Source organism: Erwinia sp. HDF1-3R (genome assembly GCF_039621855.1).
In the GTDB taxonomy this organism is placed as follows: domain Bacteria; phylum Pseudomonadota; class Gammaproteobacteria; order Enterobacterales; family Enterobacteriaceae; genus Erwinia.
Genome location: NZ_CP155071.1, coordinates 4,706,413 through 4,729,702, shown reverse-complemented (window position 1 = coordinate 4,729,702; position 23,290 = coordinate 4,706,413). Strand labels below are relative to the sequence as shown.

Here is a 23,290-nt window from a genome sequence, read left to right as displayed (position 1 = left end):
TGAGTTAAGCGTTATTTTCCGGGGATCAATAGCTGTCACCCAGCGCGTCGCGGGTCGGTAAGCCTTCACTGTCACCGATGGCCTGAATCGCCAGTGAGCCGATTTTGTTGCCACGTCGGATAGCCTGCGGCAGCGTTTTTCCTTCCAGCAGGGCGCTAATGACGCCAACCGCGAAGCCGTCACCGGCCCCCACGGTATCCACCACGTTGTCGGTTTTAATCGCTTCAACGGCGCCTTTTTCGCCCTGCGAGGTCTTGTACCAGGCACCGTCGCAGCCGGTTTTCACAATCACTGCTTTTACCCCCTTATCAAGGTAGAAGTCAGCGATGGCTTCCGGCTGGTGGTGACCGGTCAGTATTTTGCCTTCGCTGATGCCGGGTAGCACCCAGTCGGCATAGCCCGCCAGCATATTAAGCTGTTTGACCATCTCGCGCTCACTCGGCCACAGCACCGGACGCAGATTAGGATCGAACGATATCGTTTTGCCTAACTGCTTCATCTGCTGCGCAGCGTGCCCGGACAACGCCAGGGATGAAGCCGACAGGGCTGCCGACACGCCGCTAAGGTGCAAATGGCGGGCAGCACCAAAGTAGTCACGGTCAAAATCATCCACGGAGAGATGGCTCGCGGCCGATCCTTTCCGAAAATACTCAACCAGCGGGTCGGAACCGTCATCAACCTTCGATTTCAGCTGGAAGCCGGTAGGAAAGCGATCGTCCGTCGTAACCCGGCGGTAATCAACGCCCTCTTTTTCCAACTGCTGGCGGGTGAATCGACCAAACGAGTCATTGCCCACGCGGCTGACCCAGCCAACCTTCAGCCCCAGTCTGGCCAGGCCGATGGCGACGTTAAGTTCGGCACCGGCAATGCGCTTAACGAAGCGCTCAGCCGCTGCGAGGTCCCCGGTATCGCTGGCAACAAACATCGCCATCGCTTCGCCAATCGTGACCGCATCGAGCGTGCCGTTTTTATGGGTGGTCATCGGTTATTCCTCTCGCAGCAGATCAACGTAGTGTCGGGTGATGGCAACCAAATCATTGCCCTCCAGGGGGAATTCTATCGCGCGCGGCACATCGCCAGGCAGCCGCGCCAGGGTTTCACGCCAGAGGTTATCAGCCTCATCCAGCGCAATGGCGCGCCAGCCTGATTTATCTGCTACCGCCGCCTTAACGTGGATATAGCGGACAAAGCGGCTGAGGCGCGCCGCCGCAGCCAGGGGATCGTCTCCGACCCACAGCCAGTTGCCCATATCGAAGGTCATGCCCGTTTCATTCTGCGCGCCACCGCCGTCGTTAAACCAGCCCTCCAGCGCAGCAAGTTTGCCGTCGTCCGTCTGATCGTTTTCCACTAACAGTTCAACCGGCTGCCCGGAAAGATGCTGCTGTAGCTGCTGACGACATATATCACGCGGGTAGTGTCCTAAGGCATATTTTAGCCGCTGCGCACCTAACTGCTGCGCCTCCGCAAGATGGCGGTCGATATGCGGGTTAAGCTCACCCTGCGCGGTAAACAGCGCTTCCGGCACCGAATAAACGGCCTTAAGTCGCGCCTGGGCAATGGCGGCACCTGTTTCAGCCAGATGATTCAGGGCCTCTGCCGTAAAAAGCTCACGGCGGATCTCCACGCCGTCTGCACCCGCCTCCGCAACGATCGGCAGTAAAGCCTGCTGGCCACCCTGTTGTTCAACACACTCGCGGCCATAGGCAGCGGTTACCACTATTATGTCTCTTTTCATCGCATTCTCCTGGCTCACACGGCCATGGCGTTACAAAAACGTTAAATGGAACCGGTTCCAAAGCAAAGGAGAAGAGTGTGGTTTTATGATCGCGCTCACGATGTAAACAATTTAATTTAAGGAAGTTCTGAAAAGCAGAGAGGGGTGGCATTCGGGGTGATTATCACGGATGTGAAGGTGCTGCACATAATATTTTTTGTGCAGGAAATCTTCCAGTCTTTAATGCCTTATTTTCGTGCTGGAAGGACTTCTGGAGCAACAGACAGGGTTGAATCCGGTCGAGATTATGACGGACACAGCCGGTGCCAGCGACGTTATTTTCGGTCTGTTCTGGCCGCCGGGATATCAGTTTTCTCCGCGGCTGGCGGATGCCGGAGAAGTCATATTCTTGCGGATCGATAAAAGCGTCCATATACGGCGCACTGGATGAACTGGCAAGAGGATATGTGGAGTTACCCAGAATTGAAAGCCACTGGGATGAAATGATGCGGGCTTCCTGTTCCCTGAAGCAGGGCATAATCCACGCATAGGAGCTTATCGGGGTTTAATGACATCCTCATACAAGCATGATTTGCACTCATAGATCCCAGGGTGTTCTGGTTTTTCTCCGATATTCCAAATTTTTTCGAACTTGGCCGGATGTTCTGTTTTCGTAACAGTTTTACTGTTGTTTTACACTGGTATTCTGCTTTCTTTTCATGCCAATAAGATGGGTGAATTTACCCATAATATAAATGTGGTCTTTTGAAGGTGTTTCAAGCCTTCGATTGTTGATTGTCGTCACATTTTGGGCAGGCCATGCGTATCCCGATCGCTTTTTTGAGCGATTCAACGTAGGGGTTATTACCCGCCGCGAATAATTGGGCTTAGGGGTGATGGCGAGTATGATGCGGCTATCGTCAGCCGGTGACGCCGTGAGCGTCCCCGCGCTGGCCGAGGATTGCACACACAGGGAAGAAATTTTATGTCAGCAATACTACCAAAAATCAGTTATCCGGTGCCGTCGAACAGGAATGGCACCGAGTTTTCCTCAGCGGAAGACCTTCTCGCCGTCCTCGGCGGCGAAAGTTCGGGGCATTATTTGGTGGGGAGTCAGGGGATGTGGCACGGGGGCATTCACATTACGGATGCAACGGTGCCGTGGTGCGCGTTGAGCACCGACAGCGAGGAGGAGAAGGCCTATCTCCGGCAGCCTTACAAAGGGGAGCAGTTCATTCGGTGCATGGCGGATGGCGAAATCGTGGCCTTTCGGGTGTGCAGGGATTACGCCAGCGAGGCCATTCCCTGGCGGGATGAGCATTTGCACCTTTCCACCTCTTTTGTGCTGGTCAGACACCGGGTTCAGCCGGGCGATACGCCCGCCAGCGGGCTGACGTTTTACACCCTGTACATGCAGCTTGCCCCCTTTGCGGCGTACGCCCCGCTGGGCGGGGTGCTGGAACGAAAAACCAGGGGCACTCAGCGCTACTACGCCAGCGCGGACGACGTTCTGGCTGGGAAGGCCGGCGGTACGCTGGCGAAAGACATGCTTGTCACCCTGAGCAACAATATCATTACCCTCCACAGCGACGGCCGCCAGTTCACGGAGGTGACGATGGCCGCAGAGACGAAGAACGCGGCGGGCGTCACGGTGCCGGCCGGGACGAAGGTCTGGACGGTGTCCGATCAGGGCTTCCTTATATCCGCCGCGCCGTCAGTCCCCGCGCCTTCATGGTGGGCTAAATGCTCGCCGGCCTACCGTTCGCAGCCGGCCGGCAGTGTCAACTGCACCGCCCGCACGAACTGGCAGTATTACCTGAGCAGTGACGACGTGCTGCAGGGGAAAAAGGCGGGTGCGCTGACGGCGGGCTTCCCGCTGACGTATGAGCCGGGCAATACCGCGCAGCAGGTGACGCGCCCGGGAAAAACCCCTGACGAGGCTTTCCGCGCGTTTAGCCTGGTCACGCTGGGGCGTGACGTGGGCAAGCTGAAAAAGGGCGACCGGGTCTGGGTGGTGTCTGACGGCGACAGCCTGACGCCTCAGACGGCGACGGCCTCCGGGGGGCATCCGGTGTTTGGTGACGTGGTGGTGCCGTCCGTGCCCGTCGCGATTAGCGCCGGCGACAGCATCGGGCATATGGGTTTTTACCAGCTGCCGGAGGAGAACGGCAAGCGGTCACGTTATCAGGTGCATATCGAGTGCCTGAGCATGGACGACAGTCTGCCGGCGCTTCTGACGAACCCGGAGCACGCGGGCGAGCAGTCGCCGGCGTTCCTTAAGTACCCGGAAGGCGCGACGCTGTTTGTCAAAAATGGCGAAGGCGAGATGGCGGACAGTACGCGCAAAACGAAGTCGCCGGGCATTCTGACGCTGAGCAAGGTGCCGGTGCTGGAGGCAGACGGTCAGCCGGCGTATTACCAGATACGGCCCGAAGGGGGCTGGGTTGGCGCCGCAGATGTTCAAAAAATCTCGCAGTATGCGCTGGCAGACCGTGGATTTGTGACGCTGAACAAGGCCGGGACGAGCTTTGACCTGATAGACGGCACCCTGCAACCGGATAACATCGTGAAGGTCATTCTGGAGCAGTTGCATAAGGCTGCGCAGGCAGAAACCCGGCCGGCTTATGCGCTGAATCAGTATAACTACCAGCGCCTGCTGGAGAAGATTGACAGCAACAAGGACGGGCATTACTCGATTGACGAATATCTCCAGGCGATCCACATTGTTTCTTACCGGGACCGTCTGCAACGCATTATCGCGAAACACGCCAGCGAGTGGTATTACGGCAAGGATGATCCACTGTGGAAGACGTATCTTGATACGCTGAAGACGGACGGTGCGCTGTGGAAAACCTACCTTGAAGCATTTATAGATAAAATGGCGTGGATGAAGCAGGTACAGGGCATGGGGCCGGAGCCGTGGCATATGCATCCGGTGACATTTTTGGATGCATATGTAGAAAAGTTTAGTGATACGATCGACTTTCAGACTAGTTTGGGTGTTTATAGAATATCTAAAAAATCCGCTAATTTAATTTTGAAAGCTGAAGGTTATAAAAGATCACCTTATGTACCTCAAGGTAGTAGTGCTAGTGGTGTTACTATTGGATATGGTTATGATTTAGGGCAGCAAACAGTATCTAAAATGCGCGCTATGCTTTCTGGTTATTTTACTGAGGTGCAGCTAACCCGTTTGGAAGAAGCTATAGGATTAAAAGGAAGTAATGCATCTGCTGTTATACCTTCACTGATTGATATAACCATTAGCGAGAAAGATGCCGTGTCTTTGGCTATGAAAATGAAATCTAACTATGCACAAATAGTTGTGGATACATACCCGGAAGTATTAAAAACACACCCTCATTGCCAAGGGGCAATGCTTTCGCTGGTAATTAATCGTGGAACATCCTTTTATAAACCAAGCATTGCATCACGTATTGAAATGAGGAATATACATGATGACTTTGTTTCTGGGGGTTTGAGTGATATCCCCAATCAGTTCCGCTCAATGAAGAGGCTTTGGGTCGGAAAGGGATTGGATGGGTTAATAACCCGAAGAGAAGATGAAGCTAAATTATTTGAGGAGGGATTATCTCAATGAAAAAATTATTATTATTATCGCTAATTAGTTTTTCTACTGTGGCTTATGAAAACTGCACAAGTGAAAATACTACCGTATTGGAATCGTGTTCTTATGGTAATTATAAATCTGAGGATGAACTCCTTAATTATTTGTATAAAAGCATAGTTATATCGTTCCCTGAAATAAAAAATGAAGTCAAAAAATCTCAGATGTTATGGATTAAAGCTAGAGATGAAATTTGCACGTATACTCCTGATGATGGCGCTGAGTATAAAATAAATAAAAATGCATGTTTGTATCAGCAAACATATGAGAGAAATCGTGAGCTAAAAGCAATAATTACAAAAGAGTCTAATATGGGGGGGGCTCCTCAATCAACGTCACAGTCTGGATGGAATAATTACATTAAAGATCATTGTGACTTTATGGAGAAGCAGTTCTCGGATAATGAATGCAAAGATAGAAATCTGTTTCTTCATTCAGATCAGTAATGAAATATGAGGTTGTCAGAAAGGATCCTCTCGAAATCCATTTAATCTGCGCGTAATCTCTTGCTCAGAAAAGAAAAAACCCGCCGAGAGGCGGGTTTTTAAACCAGAACTTTGAGCTTGCAACTCTCGGATCTGGGCGGTAACTGGACTTTAGCGGGAACAGTCACCAAATTTGTTCTTTCAGTTTAGCCGCTACAGGCTGATTTATTCAAGCGTAATGTACATACATTGTTAATACGTTTCCCCGACATTCCCGCACTGTTCCCGTTACCAATGGCTACCGCCACTGGCGATTTTTCGTGTCTTTCAGTGTTGGACTCAAGATAATAGTTACCTGAACGGGCGCGGTAATCGGACTAAACGGGGAGTTCGTGCATATAGTCCAGCCTGGAGCGAACCACCTAACAGGAACCGGGGTTTGAAGCCCAATGGAATGGAAACTTACGTTAAGAGCGTAAATATATGATTTTACTTATATACTTATGGCATTATCGGTCAGATTTACATTGATTTGATTACCGGTTTTATTAACACAGGAGAGGCCAAAAACCGCATGGCTACTGGCATCAACAGAAAGAGGAAACAAAAACTCTCGTTTTCTTTACTCGCCTGTTCTGCTCAAAAAATGCACTTAGTGTACAGTTTCGTACGGTTGGGCTTCAAACCCCTAAACCAAGACGCGAAAACACCACACTGTACCGACGATGCAGGATAGACAAAGCCGCTGCGCCACTAACTCCGCCAATTACGCCACCAGTTTTCTTCCCAATATTACGTTCTCGCACACTGTTTGATTTACAGTTCGGACATGAAGGCATGTTATCAGCCATCCCCCTTTTAAGACTCAATAACCACTCGAATTATCGTGTTATTTTGTATAAAAAGTAAGATCCCTTATAGGGGGCGAGAGCCAACCGTACGAAAATGTACGGTAAAAAGGGAATTATCATCTGAAAGATCGATTGGTAGACAACGTTGTCCGATAAATGCCTTTTTTCGATTAAAAATAAGCCATTTCGAGAGCGATTTACACGTCAATTATATTTCTATATATCAGGTAGTTACTGCGTAAAAGTGCATTTTCGCTTTGTTGGGCCTAAGACTTCTAATTTTGTCCATCTGAATTCCACCCTGACGTCATCGGCGAGTTGATCTAAGGATGCTTAGTGGCTCAATAACGCAAAGTAGCGGGCAGAGAGCCGACCCTAATCCGGGCTGGCCCTCTGCCGCAGAGAGGCTAAACCTGAGCGGCGGCAATTCGCGCATTGAGCGTTTCACTGATCCTGTCGACCAGCGGCTGCATGCTTTCTCTGCTGCGCGTGTCGCGCGGCGCATCAACGTCAAACACATCGGTTATGGTGCCCGGTGTGCCGGTCAGCAGGTAAATGCGATCGCAAAGCGCCACCGCTTCTTCCACATCGTGCGTGACCAGCACCATAGATTTGGTCTGGATCTGGCGCCGCTCCCAGAGATCAATCAGATCCTGCCGCAGCTTGTGGCTGGTATAAATATCCAGCGCAGAGAATGGCTCATCCAGCAGCAGTAGCTGAGGTTCTACCGCCAGCGCACGCGCAAAACCGATTCTCTGGCGCATGCCGCCGGACAGCTCCTTTGGATAAGCCGCGGCGTAGCCGGACAGCCCAATTAGCTCAATCATATCTACCGTACGGCGTTCAATCTCATCCACGGGTAGCCCCTGGGCCTGGAGGCCAAAGGCGATGTTGTCAAACACGGTCAGCCAGGGAAAGAGTGCAAACGTCTGGAAGACCATACTGGTATCACGGCACGGCCCTGTTACCGGCAGGTCATTGCAGACGATAGAGCCAAAGCTGGGATCGACCAGCCCGGCAATCATGCGCAGCAGGGTGGATTTACCCGATCCTGACTTGCCCAGCAGGGCGACGATTTCGTTTTCGGCCACCTCCATATTGATATTTTCCAGCACCGGAAGCGCCTGGTTCCGATCTTTCTGAAACGATTTAGAGGCATTTTTGATTTCTAAAACAAGATGGCAATTTTTCATTGGGTCTCTCCCAGAGAAACAGTTTCCTGAACGTATCAGTCGAATTTGAAGCGAGTCTCGGCATAGCGATAAAGCGGCTGCCAGATAAAAATCACGCAGAGGGCCACCATCAGGCACATGGCGATACAGCCCAGGGCGGCCTCCGGATTCTGGCCAGCTTCGGTGGTGGTGGAGATAAAGGCTCCCAGACCCGTGGTTTTAAGCGTGACGCTTCCCCAGTTGAGCACCTCCGCCGCAATCGCGGCATTCCAGGCACCGCCGGCGGCAGAAATAATCCCCGTCACCAGATAGGGGAAAATGGCGGGCAGGATATATTTGGTCCACCACATCAGACCGCCGACGCGAAATACCCTGCTGACCTCCACCATCTGGCTGGGGATCATGGAGGTGCCCGCAATCACGTTGAACAGGACGTACCACTGCGTGCCCAGCATGATCATCGGTACGGTCCAGACGTCCAGGCTCTGGTGCCACGTCAGAATGATGACGGTGATCACCGGGTAAAAAACATTTACCGGAATGGCCGCCATTATCTGGATAATCGGCTGGAAAAAGCGTACCAGCTGCGGGCGCAGGCCGATCCAGACGCCAATTGGCGTAAAAATAACAATACTCAGCAGCATCGCGCTGATAACGCGGGCGGCCGTCAGGCCCATCCAGGCAGGAAACTCAGGCAGGTATTGCAGAGGCAGGTAAAGCCATAGCAGGTAGCTGCTGTAGAGAGAGGCCACCACGATGGCGAGATACCACAGGCTTGCCCATAGCCAGTTCATCAGCGACAGGAAAGAGAACAGGCTATGCAGTTTGAGCCGATACCAGGCTTTGGGCAGAACAAACAGCCAGAAATGGCAGAATTTGCTACCCAGACGTCCCAGCAGTTGCCCGGTGGCGGAGCGGGTCAGGCAGTCATAAAACCAGGAGGAGGGCTGCCGTGCAGAAGAGACATCTTCATACTTAAACTGGCTGGCGAAGCGAACCAGCGGGCGGAACAGCAGCTGATCCAGCACTACGATATTAACGATAAGCGCGAATACGCCCCAGAGAACGGCGTGAACGTCTCCGTTGCCGATCGCGACCCCCAGCCATGAACCGACCCCGGGCAGGTTGATATCGTGGCTGCCAATGGTCAGCATTTCTGAGGCGGTTAGCGCAAACCAGGCGGCAGACTGGGATACCATCGTATTCCACAGCAGGCCAGGAAAAGAGTAGAGAAAGCCCAGCCGCCAGAAGCGCTGCCAGGGATTACAGCGAAATGCCGAGGTGACTTCGGTCAGCTGGTGCGGCACCACGCGCAGCGTCTGGTACATGGTTAGCATCATATTCCAGGCCTGTCCGGTAAAGACGGCGAAGATTGCCAGCCCCTCCAGACCCATCACGCTGTGTGGATAGAGGTTAAGAAAAAACACCGTCGTAAAGGTTAAAAACCCCACGAGCGGCACGGACTCCATAAAGTTCACAAAGGGCAGGATCACGCGGCGCATGGCGACAAACTTTGCGGCAAGCACGCCGAACACAATGGAAAATAGCAGCGAGTAGAGTAATCCCAGCATCAGACGCATGGTGGTGCGCAGGCTGTAATAGGGTAAGTCCTTATAATTCTGGCTGAGTTCAGGCAGAGAAGTGCCATTAAAAGCGGCGTGCATCCCCTGCCAGGCATAGATAAATAAGCCGGTAATCGCAAGGAGGAGCGTAATGACGATAACATCGTTAAAGATAGATCCTTTTGGATGTATCCTGTTATTTATATGCTGCATGTAGATAAGCTCTTAGAGAATAAAAATAACCCGGTGAGGTATTCCATAGCCTGTTTACGGTAAATAGCGCGCACTTCACTAAGCCCTGTTTAATTCAGGGCTTACTCAGATGCAGGTATTCACCGCACTACCGGGTACATCAGCTTCAGGGCGAGTTAATTGCCAGGCTCTGAATAGCGATGTACCCGATGATTAGCCATGCTTATCAGGGTAGAATGCTGTCAATATGCGCTTTAATGGCGCGCTGACGATTCTGCCTGAGCTGGTGCTTCAGGGTACGGTATGTATTTGAGATTCTGGAGATAACAGGTGTTATCAGCGCAGTGAAAGAGATCACGTCTGAATCCGAAAGGACAGGCAGGCGCGTATCGCTCCAGTGAGCGGAGATAACAGGTAACGCAGGAATTTTGAAAAGCATAATGCACCTCGATATAACAGCATCGAAATAAAGATAATCACTACCCCGGTTGCGGGGAACTTATGTGCCGATTATCTCTACTGACACTATTAAGGTGCAGAGGATAATCAGCCGTGAATGACCAATCCCGACGGGGGTTCGTCGGCTATTTTATTAAACATAGTTTCCTCTCTGGACTTATTATTGACGCTCAGCAAGACTATCAGAACAATACTAAACCAAACATATACGTCAGGATGTTTAAGAAAAAATGAAACGCGTCGGGAAAACCGCTTTCCACTGCGAAGCATTTTGTTGCACGGCGTGAATCCATCCCGGCGCCTGCACTCGAGCATTGCTGCACCCGGTGGTCTGCCTGTCGACGGAGCGCGACCTTTCACACTTTCTGGAACAGTGATTTAGCGGCCAGTACTCCTCCCCGGCAGGGTTACAGAGGGCTATGCTACCGCCTATACCCGAAAGTGGCCGCGCATTTGGGGCGAAGCATCAGCACCCGCGATGCGATGAGCATAAACAACGGGAACCATTGATAGATTATTGACACTCACTGGCAGAGGAAATAACGCTCCTCTTGTTAACTATTGCGAATCCGACGAGGGTGCGAAAGGCAGGTCCGTTGGGTTTAGATGATGAAAGAGATATTAAGGGAAACGACATGCCTTCAGCTTCTCAGATTTTACGGCAGCTTTGCTGCATTCCCTCGAATCATCCTGAGGATAATTCATTAGATGAAATGGCCCGGCCCACATCTGTAAACCCGTTGCAGCAGCAAGGGTCGTCTGTTGCCCGTACGCCATCCTGTTCCACAGATAATGTGCACAATGTCTCGCCGGAGGAAAAGAAGCTTTTTGCCGATACCTTTAGCTTTCGTCACCCCGAATATGGCTCTGTCGATATTCATCGTGATAATAAAAAAGATAGCGACCGGATAATAACGTTAACCATAAAAATGGATGATGAAAAACAAAAAAAAGGATGGAGTAAGGAGATGTATATATCCAACGAAGATCCGGAGCACCATGGCGATTCGACGGTAGGATACAGCGATATTGTTCTCCCAGAGAATATGCAAAATAAAGGAATTAGCCACCTTTTACACTATGCCGCTACAGATGCAGCATCGCGGTTAGGAGTGAAGAAATTTGTGATAGATAATGTCGTCAGTGTTGCGATGCATAGCGTTTGCGCACGTTTAGAAATGAAAGAGGATGGCTTATCATTTGGCTCTTACTCCGGTAACCCGGACAGTATAAAAGACAAGTGTAGCGAGAATATGCGCAGGAAAGGCTGGATCAGAAATATCAGTACGTGAAACCACCTGATGTTAATGCACGGCTATGGCAAGCGCCGTAGCGCCCACCACAGATGACATCGGAAGTCGTGACGCTATTTCGTGGAGCCGCGAATAATCAGCTCGCCGGGATAAACCCGCTCCTGGGGCGCGCGCGTATCACCCTCTATACGGCGTATCACCATTTCCAGTGCGGTATAGCCGATTTGCCAGGTAGGCTGTTTCAGCGTGGTGATACCCACGCCGGCCAGCTCGGCCCACTCCAGCTCATCAAAGCCCAGCAGCCCCATTTGTTCACCCCAGTTCAGCCCCAGGCGCTTCATCGAGCGGGCGACCTGGAGGGTTAATGCCCCATTTACCACCATCACGGCGCAGCGTTGGGCCGAATGGCGCTGATAGAAATCCCCCAGCACCCGGTCAAGCGCGGCTGCATCACCGAGTGCGATTTCGGCCTGTTCGGCCTGACAATCCGCATAGCGGGACATGGTCTGTTTAAAGGCCTGCAGGCGTTCGTGGCGGGTATTAACCATGCCGAGCGGCTCGGTCACAAACATTACCGTCCTGAAGCCACCGGCAATCAGGTGATCGGTAGCCATGGCGGCAGCCCCGGCGTTATCCAGACCGACCACGTCACAGTCAAAGTCAGGGATTTTGCGGTCAATCAGGACCATTGGCAGCAGGGATTGCTGAAGGTGGCTTAGCGCCTCTTCGCGCATACCGACTGCGTTGACCACAATCCCCTCGACCTGATAGCTGCTCAGCAGATTCAGGTAGTGCTGCTCCTGATCCACTTCATTATTGGTATTGCACATCAGCAGCGTAAAGCCCTGCGCCCGGCAGGCGGATTCAATACCGTTCATCACGTCAATGGAATAGGGATTCGTAATGTCGGCGATAATCAGCCCAATCAGCCGGGTGCGGCCACGCTTTAAGCCCCGTGCCATCTGGCTTGGCCGGTAGTTCAGTTCAGCGATAGCAGCTTCTATCCGCTGTTTTAGATCGGGGGAGAGGGCGTGCTGTTCACCGTTCAGATAGCGCGAGACGCTGGTTTTCCCGGTTTTAGCAGCGCTGGCAACGTCGCTAATAGTAGCGCGTGCGGCCTTACGGTTCATGGCGGTCCTTGGGCATTGGGGTATAACAAGCCTGGCCTCAGCTTTTACTGACGCGATTCATCTACTGTAGTTCGAACAAAGGCAGTTTGAGCGGGTCATCATAAAGCATAAGCGGTATCCCGCCCATCTCTCTGCGTCAGCCTGGGGTAACGGAGCCTGAGCAGCGCGGGGATAAAGGGCAGAGAAGGTACAGTGGGGAGCAGAGAACCGGGCCATAGCGGAGCAGCCCGGTTTTCAAAGGTTACTGCAGCGGGCTGAGCGTAATCTCTACCCGGCGGTTCTGCGCCTTGCCATCAGCACTGCTGTTAGACGCGACAGGATTATCCGGCCCTCTGCCGATGGTGCGGAGACGACTGGCGGCTACGCCCTGGGTTATCAGCGAGCTGGCTACGCTGTCCGCGCGCTGCTGGGAGAGCGTCATGTTCAGCTGACGCGATCCGCTACTGTCGGTATAGCCCGCCACGTTAACCGCAGTTTTTGGATACTCTTTCAGCACCATGGCAACGCCGGTCAGGGTGTTAGCCCCGGCCGGTTTCAGGCTGCTGCTGCTGCTGTCAAAGGTGACGTTATTGGGCATGTTCAGCACGATATTATCGCCCTGACGGGTCACGCTGACGCCGGTTCCGCGCATCTTGTCGCGAAGCTTGGCTTCCTGCACATCCATATAATAGCCTGCGCCGCCGCCCAATGCTGCACCGGCTGCTGCGCCAATCAGTGCGCCTTTGCCGCGATCCTTTTTCGATGAGGAGAGCATGCCGACGCCCGCGCCTAATGCGGCGCCCAGACCGGCACCCACGCCGGATTTCCCTGCTTCACGCTCACCGGTGTAAGGATTAGTGGTACAGCCCGGGAGGGCAAGTGTGCCGCTCAAAACCAGAGCGAGGGTGATATAACGCTTTTTCATTTTCTTTCTCTCTCAAAACACAGCGGCAGGCCATTTGGCCTGTAAAACGCCGATTATGAACGGGAAATGTGAGAATAAAACGGTTTAATCTTCTGAAAATGTAAGGATGCGCTACCTGAGATTATCGGGATGACAAAAGCAGCCGGTGGTATGGTCGTTGATCAGCCCGCAGGCCTGCATAAATGAGTAACAGGTGGTCGTGCCCACAAATTTGAAGCCTCTCTTCTTCAGCTGCTTTGACAGGTTGTCAGAAACCGGGCTGAAGGAGGGCGCAGCCCGATGGTCGTCATAGCGCTGGATCTGCGGCTGATTATCTACAAACCCCCAGATAAAGGCGCTAAAAATCTCACCCTGCGCCTCCATCGTCAGCAATGCGCGAGCATTGGCGATAATTGCGTTAATTTTGCCGCGATGACGAATAATGCCGCTGTCCTGCATCAGCCTCTCCACCTCGTCTTCCTCCATCAGCGCCACCGCCTGTGGATCAAACTGGTGAAAGGCGCGGCGGTAGTTCTCCCGCTTCTTTAGCACGGTAAGCCATGACAGCCCGGCCATTTGCCCCTCAAGACACAGCATTTCAAACAGCGAGCGGGTATCGGTCAGGGGAACGCCCCATTCACGATCGTGATAATCAAGATAGAGAGGATCCGGTGTTACCCAGCCGCAGCGCTGCATAGTGACTCTTCCTTATTAAAGGTGGCTAAAGTCCGCCTGGCTGGCATAAAAAGGCCAGAACCAGGCTCTCTTCGGGCCATGGGAAAGCGGTTGTCAGGATAATAGCAACTGCCGCCGCTATTTACCCCTCAAACCACCCCGGCAGGCAGCGCATGGGCGGTATTTTCCGGCACCGCGCCACGATATTTTTCGACTTCAAGCTGCGCCATATGGCCGCAGTTGCCCTGCGCCAGCTTTGACGAGCCGATATCGAAGGTCAGGCAGTTAACGTTGCCATTTTTGCATAGCGTGTTGGGCTGCGTCGCATTGAGCGGATCGTACCAGGCTCCCTCGCTGATGCGCACCACGCCCGGCCGGATATCCCCGGTTACGGATGCACCCACCAGAATCTGGCCCCGGTCGTTAAAGGCTCTGACCACATCACCGGACTGAATGCCCCTTGCCGCAGCATCCTGCGGGTTAATGAGGATCGCCTCCCGGTCGCCGATAGCATATTTCTTGCGCAGCGGGGTGTTATCCAGTTGCGAATGCAGGCGGTTAATTGGGTGGGCGGTATTAAGCGAGAGCGGATACTTCCGCGCCGCATCGCTACCGTGCCACTCGTGTGGCAGCAGCCAGCCTGGAAGCCCGGGGCAGTCCGCATAGTTCATCTCCGCCACGGTGCGCGAGAAAATTTCTATTTTCCCGCTTGGCGTACCGAGCGGGTTCAGCAGGGGGTCTTCGCGGAAGTCAGCGAAGCGCACCCAGTTTTTATTCTCCTCCGGCACCGGAAAGCGAATGTAGTTGCCAGACCGCCAGAATTCGTTGGAAGGCGGTAGCGGTACGCCCACGTTTCTGGCCTGCGTTTTCATATTGTCATAAAGTGATTTCAACCACAGCATCTCATCCCGACCTTCGGAGAAGGCCTCATCCACGCCGAGCTGGGCGGCGATGGCCAGAAAGATATCGTAATCGTTGCGGGCCTCATGCTGGGGGGGAACGCACTGATGCATCGGGAAAACATACAGCTGTGAGTAATCACCCCCCATATCCATATCGTTACGTTCGTAGCTGGTGGTGCAGGGAAGAACAATATCGGCATGCTTCGCGGTGGCGGTCCAGTAGGGCTCATGTACCACGATGGTTTCCGGGTGCTGCCAGGCGCTAAGTAGATTATTGGTATCCTGATGGTGGTGGAACGGATTGCCCCCGGCGACGTAGACCATTTTCACATCGGGATAGGTAATGTCTTTGCCGTTAAACTGGATGTGCTTTCCGGGGTTGGCAAGACAGTCCGCGATCCGCGCGACGGGGACAGGCTGTGGCGAATTTGCCGGTGCCTTGCCGGTGCTCACCCCGGAAAGGATCCCTCCCCTGGCCGTCGGGCTGCCGCCGGACGAGTAGTGATAGCTGAAACCGAATCCGCCTCCGGGCAGGCCGATCTGCCCAATCATCGCCGCCAGCGTGACCAGCAGCCAGTGCGGCTGCTCGCCGTGATGCTGACGCTGAATGCCCCAGCCCGCCATAATCATGGTGCGTTTACTGACCATCTCACGCGCCAGGGCGCGCAGTTTCTCCGCCTCCACGCCACAAATTTCACTCGCCCAGTCGGCGCTTTTCACCGTGCCATCGCTTTCCCCCAGCAGATAGGCGCGGAATTTATCGAACCCCACGGTATAGCGCTTGAGAAAAGCCTCGTCGTGGCGTTTTTCCGTCAGCAGCGTATGGGCAAGCCCGAGGATCATCGCCGCGTCGGTGTAGGCCTTTGGCGCAATCCACTCCGCATTCAGCATCTTCGCGGTTGGGTTGTGGATGGGATCGACTGAGATGACCCGGGTGCCTTTTTTCGCCAGCGCCTCAATGCCCTCCAGCCCCACGTGGTCCGGCACGTTCCAGCCGATTTTCAGCGTCGTCTGCGGGTTACACCCCCAGAGAACCACCAGCTCGGCGTGAGCAACCACGTTGGGCCAGCTGGTTTGCTGTTCGTAAACCTCCATTGAGCCGACGACGTGCGGCATAATGACCTGGGCCGCGCCGGTGGAGTAGTCGCCGCTATAGCCGAGAAAGCCTCCTGCGAGGTTCATCAGTCGCCCCAGCAGCGACCGGCTGTTATGCAGCAAGCCGGTACTTTTCCAGCCGTAGGAGCCAGCATAAATCGCCGAAGGGCCATAGTCCTTTTGCAGGCGGCGAATATCGTTACTGACCAGTGAAATCGCTTCATCCCAGCTGACCCTGACCCACTCGTCGCGCCCACGCAGGTTGCGACCTCCGCCCGGCCCCTGTTCCAGCCAGTTTTTACGCACCATCGGGTATTTGATGCGGTTGTCGGCGTGAACCTGCCAGGGCGCCATCTCGATCAGCTCATTGGGCGAAGGGTCGTCCTGCACCGGCTGAACGCTAACCATCCGGCCCTGATCGACGATGGCTTCAAATGCGCCCCAGTGAGCGGCGGTAAGGATCCCTTTGCTCGCCGGACGCAGTGCGCTAAATAGCGGCATGGCCTGGCTGACGGCCTGCGCGACGGCCGACTTCATATAAAGCAGATCGAGCGAGCTGGCGGCCAGCAGCGCACCGCCAGCCTGTAAAAACCGGCGACGCGAAAGGGTTGAAAGCGGATTATTTTTCATCTTCGGTTCCTTTTGAAGGCAGCATATCCGGGGTCGGCATATCACTGGCATGGTTCTGCACGTAAAGGGTAAGCACTCTTAGCTGCTCCTTATCCAGCGAGGTGCGCGCCGCCATCCCTTTCATCACCCCAATCCACTGATTAGCCGTAAAGTGGTTCGATGGGGTCAGGCCATGACAGCCGGTACAGTTAGCGGACATCAGGCCGGAGGCGTACTGCCAGATTTTCTGCTGGTCATCAATCAGTGCGCCGGGAGGGAGCCAGATATCAAGTGAAACCTGCTGCCAGACCGTGCCGGTCTGCGCGTCCGTCTGGGAAGCAAGAATGTTTATATGGCTGGAGGTATCTTCCTCAATGACCGCACTGATAATGCGCTTGCCGGGAGCGGCGTAGATAAGGGTGGGAACGTCCTGCTGCTGCCAGCCGCTGAGACGCGCTTCTACCTTACCCTGATCACGGCGCAGAATGGTCAGCGGTGCCGCCGGAAACAGCGTGCCAGCGGGCGCCTCTGCTACGGGCTGCAGGGCGAAGGGCTGGGTCTGCACGCTATAAAGTATTCCGTTATCAACGCTAACCCCGGCGGCGGCGATCAGCTGGCTTGCGCCTGAGGCGTTGCTGGCGCGCATGTCCGGCAGGATATGGGCGACGCCGCGATGGCAGTCAATACAGGTTTCCCCGCTCCTGATGGCGACGGGATGCGCCTTTCTCGCGTCAGGCTGCTGGGCAAGGATATCCATCGCCTCAAAGCTATGGCAGCTGCGGCAGGTCGCAGAGTCACTGGCTTTCATCGTTTTCCACACCGACTCGGCCATGGCCAGTTTTTTGGCGTTGTATTTTTCTTCGGTATCAATGGTGCCGGTGACTTCGCCGTAAACATCCTTAACGGCGGCAATCTTGGTTAACAGATAGTCAACGGGCTGGCTGGGGATATGGCAGTTAGCGCAGCTGGCGCGTATCCCGGCGTGATTCTGATAGTGCACGCTCCCCTGATATTCCGCCAGCGGCCTTTCCATGCTGTGGCAGGAGACGCAAAAGGCTGTATTGCTGGTTTTATGCAGCACGGTTACGCCCCCGGCGACCACCAGCAGCGCGATAACGATGCCCAGTAAAACCAGTAGCATACCGCGCCATCCTCTGAACCACCTGAACCTACTCTCTTTCCTGAGAAATCCCATAACTGCTCCTGTCTCTCTGATTCACTCTTTTAATGGGAGAGAAAAATGATAACCCTGCTAACTATCACACACTAATAGTGTGGTTTTATTGTGGCGAATCAAAAAGGCGAGAGGTGATGCCGACTAATGGGCAGAAGTGAGAGCGAGGTTCAAATTACAGAAAAATAGTGTTCTCCGCAGCAGAGGGAGGCCCGATCTGCGGGTGGTAAGGCAGGCCGTCAGTAGATGAAGGCCTGCGTGATGGCAGGCCTGTCATAAAACAATGCGTTCAGGGCGCAGGCGGAACCGTGCGGGCAAAGCTCTCGCGGGCAAAGAGTTTTTCTGCCAGTTTCACCAGTGCCGGGCGGTTAACGCACCAGTCTGGCACCACGCGGCGAAAGTTCAGATAGCCGAGCAGGCAGCCTGCCGCAATATCCGCCAGATTGAGGGTGTCACTGTTCAGCACCTTGCCCTCGGCTGCGGCTTTTTCCAGCGCGTCGAGGCCGCGCAGAATTTTGCCGCGCTGACGCACCAGCTCGCTCTCCAGCTGTTTATCAGCCGGACGCAACCCTTCACGCACCAGCAGCACCGCCGCATCGCCGATGCCGTCCGCCAGCGCCTGTAGCTGAAGCACGTTCATCGCCGCCAGCCTGTCACGCGGGATCAGCGCGGGTGCGATATCCAGCTGTTCGAGATAGGCCGCAATCACCGACGAGTCGTACCAGTACTCATCCGGGCCGGTGACCAGCACCGGTATCTTACCCAATGGGTTGTAGGTCGGTACCGGGCTGTCATCCGTCCAGGGCGACTGGTTAGCAAACTCAAAGGTGATGCCTTTTTCCAGCATAATCACCGAAATTTTACGGACAAACGGGCTGGCGTAGCTGCCGATTAATTTCATCCCACTTCCTCTAATGAACGGGTCCGGAAGGCCGGCCCGGATCGGTTTTGATTAGCGGAAGAGTGGTCTCTCCCGCCCTTTATTGCGCTTATTCGCCCGGGAACAGAAAGGGATTCAGGCTGCTGCGGGCAAATCCTTCCTGCTCCATACGCGCATCCAGCACCAGCGTAGCCAGATCGTCCGCGACCGGCTCCACCGCGGGATCTTTCTGCTGGAAGAACATCTTCAGCCAGGTGCCGCAGTCGCCGCAGCTCTCTGCCTGTACCGCCCCGGACTCACTCTCCAGCGACCAGTAGCTCAGGTCACGGGTGTGCTCACAGTTACTGCATTTACCCTGGGGGACATGCCACTCACTTTCGCACAGATTGCAATGCAGATAGCGTACGCCGCCCTGTTCGGGATCCAGATGGATCACGCTGGTCACCGGCACGCTGGCGCAGACCGGGCAAAACTGCCGCTGTTCGCCCTGTTCGGCGCGCGCCTTGCCCGGGATCAGCGCTGCCATCTGCGCCCAGTAGAGTGATAGCGCGGCCCAGATAAACGGCGATGTATCGCTGCTCACCTTCGAGAACTCATTAGCAAACAGCGCCGAGGCCATGGTTTCCAGCTCCTGGGCAGAGGCCTTTTCCAGGTTCTCCAGCACGGCCAGCGCCTGATCGCTCATTTCGGGCTTCATTTCGGCAATCAGCGAATGCAGCAGCCGCTGCCAGTGTGGATCTCGCGGCAGCTGGTGAATGTCCAGCGGAGGCTTACCGCCCGCGGCGGTTTCTGTCAGCCTTGCATGCAGATCCAGCCGCAGCGGATGATCGTAGAGTACGATTTCCTGGGCGCTGGCGATGACGGCGGCGAAGCGCAGATAATCGCCCAGCGGGTTTTTCTTCGCCAGCTGCCGAAGTCGTGCGGCGCGGCGGCTGTATAAGTTTTTCAGCCGGGGAAAAAGCAGCGGCGGGATGGCCTCTGCCCTATTTTGCTCGTGGTCTGTCAGCCTCTCGTTCGGGATTATGCGAATATTCATCAGGTTTTTTTCCTGTTTTTCCGACGGTTCAGCTGTCCGCCAACGGTATATCAACAGCGCGGATAGGGTATCCAGCCCCGGCGAAAAAAGGTCCGCCGGATAAGGGTGCTGCTGCCTGCAATGGCAACAGACTCAGGACAGAAGCCCAGATTACAGGCTTCTGCCCAAAATTATAGCCCCCGGTCTCCTCCACTTCATCGTTTCAATGGCTTTTATAACTATTCACTATCAAACAGGGCCTGTTGTGACGGATAAGATCCGGCCGCTTGCAGTGCTTCGCTCGGGGGTTCAGAATCTTATAAGCGATCCGCAAGCGATGGGGTCAGAGGCGTATTGCAGAGTGGAAAGGGTCAGCGTTAGCCATGGGTGATTTTCTGATGAATAAAGCGGGTGACGGTAATCCGGCTCTGGAGGAGGCCGTCGGGCTGAGCCAGGTGAAGGTGTGGCAACGCATGGCGCTGGAGAGCGCAAAGGAGGACTGGCTGGCAGACGAGGTGCCGGTGGCGCTGGTCTATAACGGCATTTCGCACGTGGTGATGATGGCTACGCCAAAGGATCTGGAAGCTTTTGCGCTGGGCTTCTCGCTCTCTGAGGGCATTATTGATTCGCCAGCAGATATCTATGGGATGGATATCCAGCCTTCCTGCGGCGGTATTGAGGTGCAGATCGAGCTCTCCAGCCGCCGCTTTATGGGGCTGAAAGCGCAGCGCAGGTCCCTGGCGGGCCGTACCGGCTGCGGCGTGTGCGGCGTTGAACAGCTTGCCGAAATCGGCAAACCGCTTCAGCCACTACCGTTCAGTCAAACCTTCGACCTCAACCAGCTTGATAAGGCGCTGGGCCAGCTAAAAAGCGTTCAGCCCGTTGGACAGCTGACCGGCTGTACGCATGCTGCGGCCTGGATCAGGCCGGACGGGGCGCTTTCCGGCGGCTGTGAGGATGTGGGAAGGCACGTCGCGCTGGATAAGCTGCTGGGATTGCGCAGCCAGCAGCCAGACTGGCAGCAGGGCGCGGTGCTGGTTTCCAGTCGGGCAAGCTATGAGATGGTGCAGAAATCGGCGATGTGCGGCGTGGAAATTCTTTTTGCCGTCTCCGCCGCAACCAAACTCGCCGTCGAGGTCGCGGAACGCAGCAACCTGACGCTGGTGGGCTTTAGCAAGCCTGGCCGCGCCACGGTCTATACGCATCCCCAGCGGCTGAGAGGCTAAGCCCGCTGCGCCGCCAGCGGCGGTCGGCACTGTGTACCCGCGGCGGTCAGCAATGCGTGCGCCCGGGCATCAGCGGCTGGTGGCCGGGGCCAGCACCACCTCCGGCAGCGATTTCTCAATCAGTGAAAAGGCGGGATTCTCTGCGGCCTCGCCGTCGGTGATTAATGCGCTCACCTGACCGAGCGTGGCGTAGTTGATCCGGCTGGTGAGGCCGAGTTTGCTGCTGTCTGCCAGCAAAATAAGCTGATCGGCCTGTTGTACCATCGCGCGGGCAATGGCCGCCTCATGCGGATAAAAACTGGTGGCACCGCTCCTGCCGTCAATGCCCACCGGCGACAGCAGCGCCACGTCGGCCCGGTAGCGATAAATTTCCCCCACCGTCAGATCGCCGCGCGTCTCCTGCGCCCCGGCCAGCATACTGCCGCCGAGCAGGATGATGCTGTTATTCAGCGTTTCATGCTCCCCGGCGGCGCAGAGTTTTAGCGCCGCATTCAGGCTGTTGGTGACCACCGTCAGCCCGGAGAGGGTGCGCAACTCCTCAGCCAGCATGGTGGTGGTGCTACCCGCATCCAGAAACAGCGTCTGGCCAGGCTTTAGTCGTCGCGCCGCCGCACGGGCGATAGCCCGCTTCTCCCGGGCCTTAACTTCGCTGCGCACTACCAGAGGCGCTTCCGGTTCGGCATTCAGCGCCATCAGTCCGCCATGCACGCGACGCGCGACGCCCAGCGCTTCCAGTTCGATAATGTCCCGCCTGGCCGTTTCGCGTGAGATGCCCAGCTCCCTGATGATCCGCTCGGTACTGACGTGACCCAGCGTCGCCAGTAGCGCACGGATCCGGTGCAGGCGCGTTTCCTGTAGCATATCTGTCTCCTTTAGCCGTTGGACTGGGCATAGCCTAACCGACAATGGAGGCACGTGCATGTGTATTTTATTGCATTTGTGTATTTTGTTGCATTTTGCCTGAAAGTTGCCATGATAAACGCAAGCGGGCTGCTGCTGCCCATCGTAACCCTTCATCGCAACGGGAGTGATCATGGCTACACGTTCAACCATTATGGATACCAACAGCTTTCGCGCCGAACATGCCGCCGGGCTGGATGCTGATGTTCGCAAGCTGACTGACAAGCGCAGCCGGGTACTGGGCGAGTCCTATCGTCTGTTCTACCGTAAGCCGGTACATCTGGTGCGGGGCGAGGGGCAGTATCTGTGGGATGCGGCGGGTGACAAATACCTCGACGTTTACAATAACGTCGCCAGCATTGGACACTGCCATCCTGCGGTTATCGATGCGGTCTACCGGCAGATGCAGCAGCTAAATACCCATACGCGCTATCTGCACGAGCGCATTCTCGACTACTCCGAAGCGCTGCTGGCCACCCTTCCCGCTGAAATCGACCGCGCCATGTATATGTGTACCGGATCGGAAGCAAACGATCTGGCCATACGCATCGCGCGTGCCTGGAGCGGCGGCACCGGCATTATCGTCACCCAGGAAGCCTACCACGGCACCAGCGATCTGACCTCCGGCGTCTCCCCCGCACTGGGCTCGGGCCAGCCGCTGGCCGCCACCACGCGCCTGGTACCGCCACCGGATTGCTATCGCGTGGATGCACCCGATTTAGGCGAGTGGTTTGCCAACGAAATACAGAAGCAGATTGACGATATGGCGGCCCACGGCATCAAATTTGCCGGTTTCCTTGCCGACTCGATTTTCTCCTCTGACGGCGTACTGCCGGGGCCGAAAGGTTTTCTGCAAAAAGCGGTGGAGGTGGTGCATAAAAATGGCGGTATTTTTATTGCCGACGAAGTGCAGCCCGGCTTTGCCCGCACCGGCGAGGCGTTCTGGGGCTTTGCCCGCCATGGCGTGGTGCCGGATGTGGTGACCACCGGTAAGCCCATGGGCAATGGCATCCCGGTTTCTGCTCTGCTGGCAAAAAGCGACGTTCTGGCAGCGTTCAGCGACGATATCCCCTATTTCAACACGTTTGGCGGCAATCCGGTCGCGATGGCAGCGGCGCAGGCGGTGCTAACGGTGATCAAGGATGAAGGCCTACAGGAACACAGCCGCAAGGTGGGCGAGAAGCTGCTGGCTGCGCTGTTAACGCTCAAGGATAAATATGAGTGCGTGGGCGACGTGCGTGGAGCGGGCCTGTTTATTGGCTTTGAGCTGGTGACGGATAAGCGCAGTAAGACGCCGGACAAACAGCTGGCGCTGGACGTCACCGAGAGGCTGCGTGAAAACCATGTCCTTACCTCGGTTGCCGGGCCTTATGGCAACGTGCTGAAGCTGCGCCCGCCGTTAGCCTTCCAGGAGAGCGACATCGACTGGCTGGTGGGCGCGCTGGATAAGTCGCTGGCCGCCTGCGGTCGGTAATGGGCTGGCGGGCAAGCGGGCACGGGCCTGCGCTATACATATGCCGTGCATCTGCATATACTAAGCATATG

General features: G+C 55.2%; 17 protein-coding genes and 1 pseudogene. 6 read left to right on the top strand and 12 right to left on the bottom strand.

Annotated elements, in window-relative coordinates:
- Positions 1-25: 25 nt before the first annotated feature.
- Positions 26-982, bottom strand: coding sequence for a sugar kinase (locus tag AAGR22_RS21500; RefSeq protein ID WP_345829535.1), 957 nt, complete (start codon positions 980-982; stop codon positions 26-28).
- Between the two features lie 3 nt (positions 983-985).
- Complete coding sequence (locus tag AAGR22_RS21495) at positions 986-1,735, bottom strand: sugar phosphate isomerase/epimerase (protein WP_345829534.1); 750 nt, start codon at positions 1,733-1,735, stop codon at positions 986-988.
- A 229-nt stretch (positions 1,736-1,964) separates the two neighbouring features.
- Between AAGR22_RS21495 and AAGR22_RS21490 the strand changes: the two are divergent.
- From AAGR22_RS21490 to AAGR22_RS21480, 3 genes and pseudogenes are all read left to right on the top strand, one after another.
- Positions 1,965-2,262: pseudogene (locus tag AAGR22_RS21490) on the top strand (Tn3 family transposase); the annotation flags it as partial.
- Positions 2,263-2,699: 437 nt separating this feature from the next.
- Positions 2,700-5,315, top strand: coding sequence for a pesticin C-terminus-like muramidase (locus AAGR22_RS21485; protein WP_345829532.1), 2,616 nt, complete (start codon positions 2,700-2,702; stop codon positions 5,313-5,315).
- Entirely contained in the window at positions 5,312-5,788 is a 477-nt protein-coding gene (locus AAGR22_RS21480; protein WP_345829531.1) for a lysozyme inhibitor LprI family protein, read from the top strand. The genes AAGR22_RS21485 and AAGR22_RS21480 overlap by 4 nt, the downstream gene beginning before the upstream one ends.
- 1,237 nt (positions 5,789-7,025) lie before the next feature.
- Here the strand turns inward: AAGR22_RS21480 and AAGR22_RS21475 are convergent.
- Entirely contained in the window at positions 7,026-7,811 is a 786-nt protein-coding gene (locus tag AAGR22_RS21475) for an ABC transporter ATP-binding protein (RefSeq protein ID WP_345829529.1), read from the bottom strand.
- A gap of 35 nt (positions 7,812-7,846) precedes the next feature.
- Positions 7,847-9,565, bottom strand: a complete 1,719-nt coding sequence (locus tag AAGR22_RS21470) for an ABC transporter permease subunit (RefSeq protein ID WP_345829527.1) — start codon at positions 9,563-9,565, stop codon at positions 7,847-7,849.
- A gap of 1,034 nt (positions 9,566-10,599) precedes the next feature.
- On the opposite strand from AAGR22_RS21470, the gene AAGR22_RS21465 reads away from it, so the two are divergent.
- On the top strand, positions 10,600-11,295 hold the full coding sequence (locus AAGR22_RS21465) for a hypothetical protein (protein ID WP_345829525.1): 696 nt from the start codon (positions 10,600-10,602) through the stop codon (positions 11,293-11,295).
- 74 nt (positions 11,296-11,369) lie between these two features.
- Here AAGR22_RS21465 and AAGR22_RS21460 read toward each other — a convergent pair whose 3' ends face one another.
- The 7 genes from AAGR22_RS21460 to fdhE all read right to left on the bottom strand — a co-directional run bounded on the left by AAGR22_RS21460 (position 11,370) and on the right by fdhE (position 19,640).
- Positions 11,370-12,386: a LacI family DNA-binding transcriptional regulator gene (locus AAGR22_RS21460; RefSeq protein WP_345829524.1), complete on the bottom strand. Its 1,017-nt coding sequence runs from the start codon at positions 12,384-12,386 to the stop codon at positions 11,370-11,372.
- A 241-nt stretch (positions 12,387-12,627) separates the two neighbouring features.
- A complete protein-coding gene (locus tag AAGR22_RS21455) occupies positions 12,628-13,290 on the bottom strand; it encodes an OmpA family lipoprotein (protein ID WP_067700478.1) in 663 nt (220 codons plus the stop codon).
- 111 nt (positions 13,291-13,401) lie between these two features.
- Positions 13,402-13,965: a DNA-3-methyladenine glycosylase I gene (locus AAGR22_RS21450; RefSeq protein WP_345829523.1), complete on the bottom strand. Its 564-nt coding sequence runs from the start codon at positions 13,963-13,965 to the stop codon at positions 13,402-13,404.
- A 128-nt stretch (positions 13,966-14,093) separates the two neighbouring features.
- Positions 14,094-16,571, bottom strand: coding sequence for a trimethylamine-N-oxide reductase TorA (gene torA, locus AAGR22_RS21445; protein ID WP_345829522.1), 2,478 nt, complete (start codon positions 16,569-16,571; stop codon positions 14,094-14,096).
- Positions 16,561-17,691: a NapC/NirT family cytochrome c gene (locus AAGR22_RS21440; protein ID WP_345829520.1), complete on the bottom strand. Its 1,131-nt coding sequence runs from the start codon at positions 17,689-17,691 to the stop codon at positions 16,561-16,563. Before AAGR22_RS21440 ends, torA begins: the two co-directional genes overlap by 11 nt.
- A gap of 322 nt (positions 17,692-18,013) precedes the next feature.
- Complete coding sequence (locus tag AAGR22_RS21435) at positions 18,014-18,625, bottom strand: glutathione S-transferase (protein ID WP_345829518.1); 612 nt, start codon at positions 18,623-18,625, stop codon at positions 18,014-18,016.
- Positions 18,626-18,713: 88 nt separating this feature from the next.
- Positions 18,714-19,640, bottom strand: a complete 927-nt coding sequence (fdhE, locus tag AAGR22_RS21430; protein WP_067700466.1) for a formate dehydrogenase accessory protein FdhE — start codon at positions 19,638-19,640, stop codon at positions 18,714-18,716.
- Between the two features lie 377 nt (positions 19,641-20,017).
- On the opposite strand from fdhE, the gene fdhD reads away from it, so the two are divergent.
- Positions 20,018-20,845, top strand: a complete 828-nt coding sequence (fdhD, locus tag AAGR22_RS21425; protein ID WP_345831639.1) for a formate dehydrogenase accessory sulfurtransferase FdhD — start codon at positions 20,018-20,020, stop codon at positions 20,843-20,845.
- Positions 20,846-20,914: 69 nt separating this feature from the next.
- Here fdhD and AAGR22_RS21420 read toward each other — a convergent pair whose 3' ends face one another.
- Positions 20,915-21,706 (bottom strand): DeoR/GlpR family DNA-binding transcription regulator, encoded by a 792-nt coding sequence (locus AAGR22_RS21420; protein WP_345829516.1) that lies wholly within the window; start codon positions 21,704-21,706, stop codon positions 20,915-20,917.
- A 172-nt stretch (positions 21,707-21,878) separates the two neighbouring features.
- On the opposite strand from AAGR22_RS21420, the gene AAGR22_RS21415 reads away from it, so the two are divergent.
- Positions 21,879-23,219, top strand: coding sequence for an aspartate aminotransferase family protein (locus AAGR22_RS21415; RefSeq protein WP_067700462.1), 1,341 nt, complete (start codon positions 21,879-21,881; stop codon positions 23,217-23,219).
- Positions 23,220-23,290: the final 71 nt, after the last annotated feature.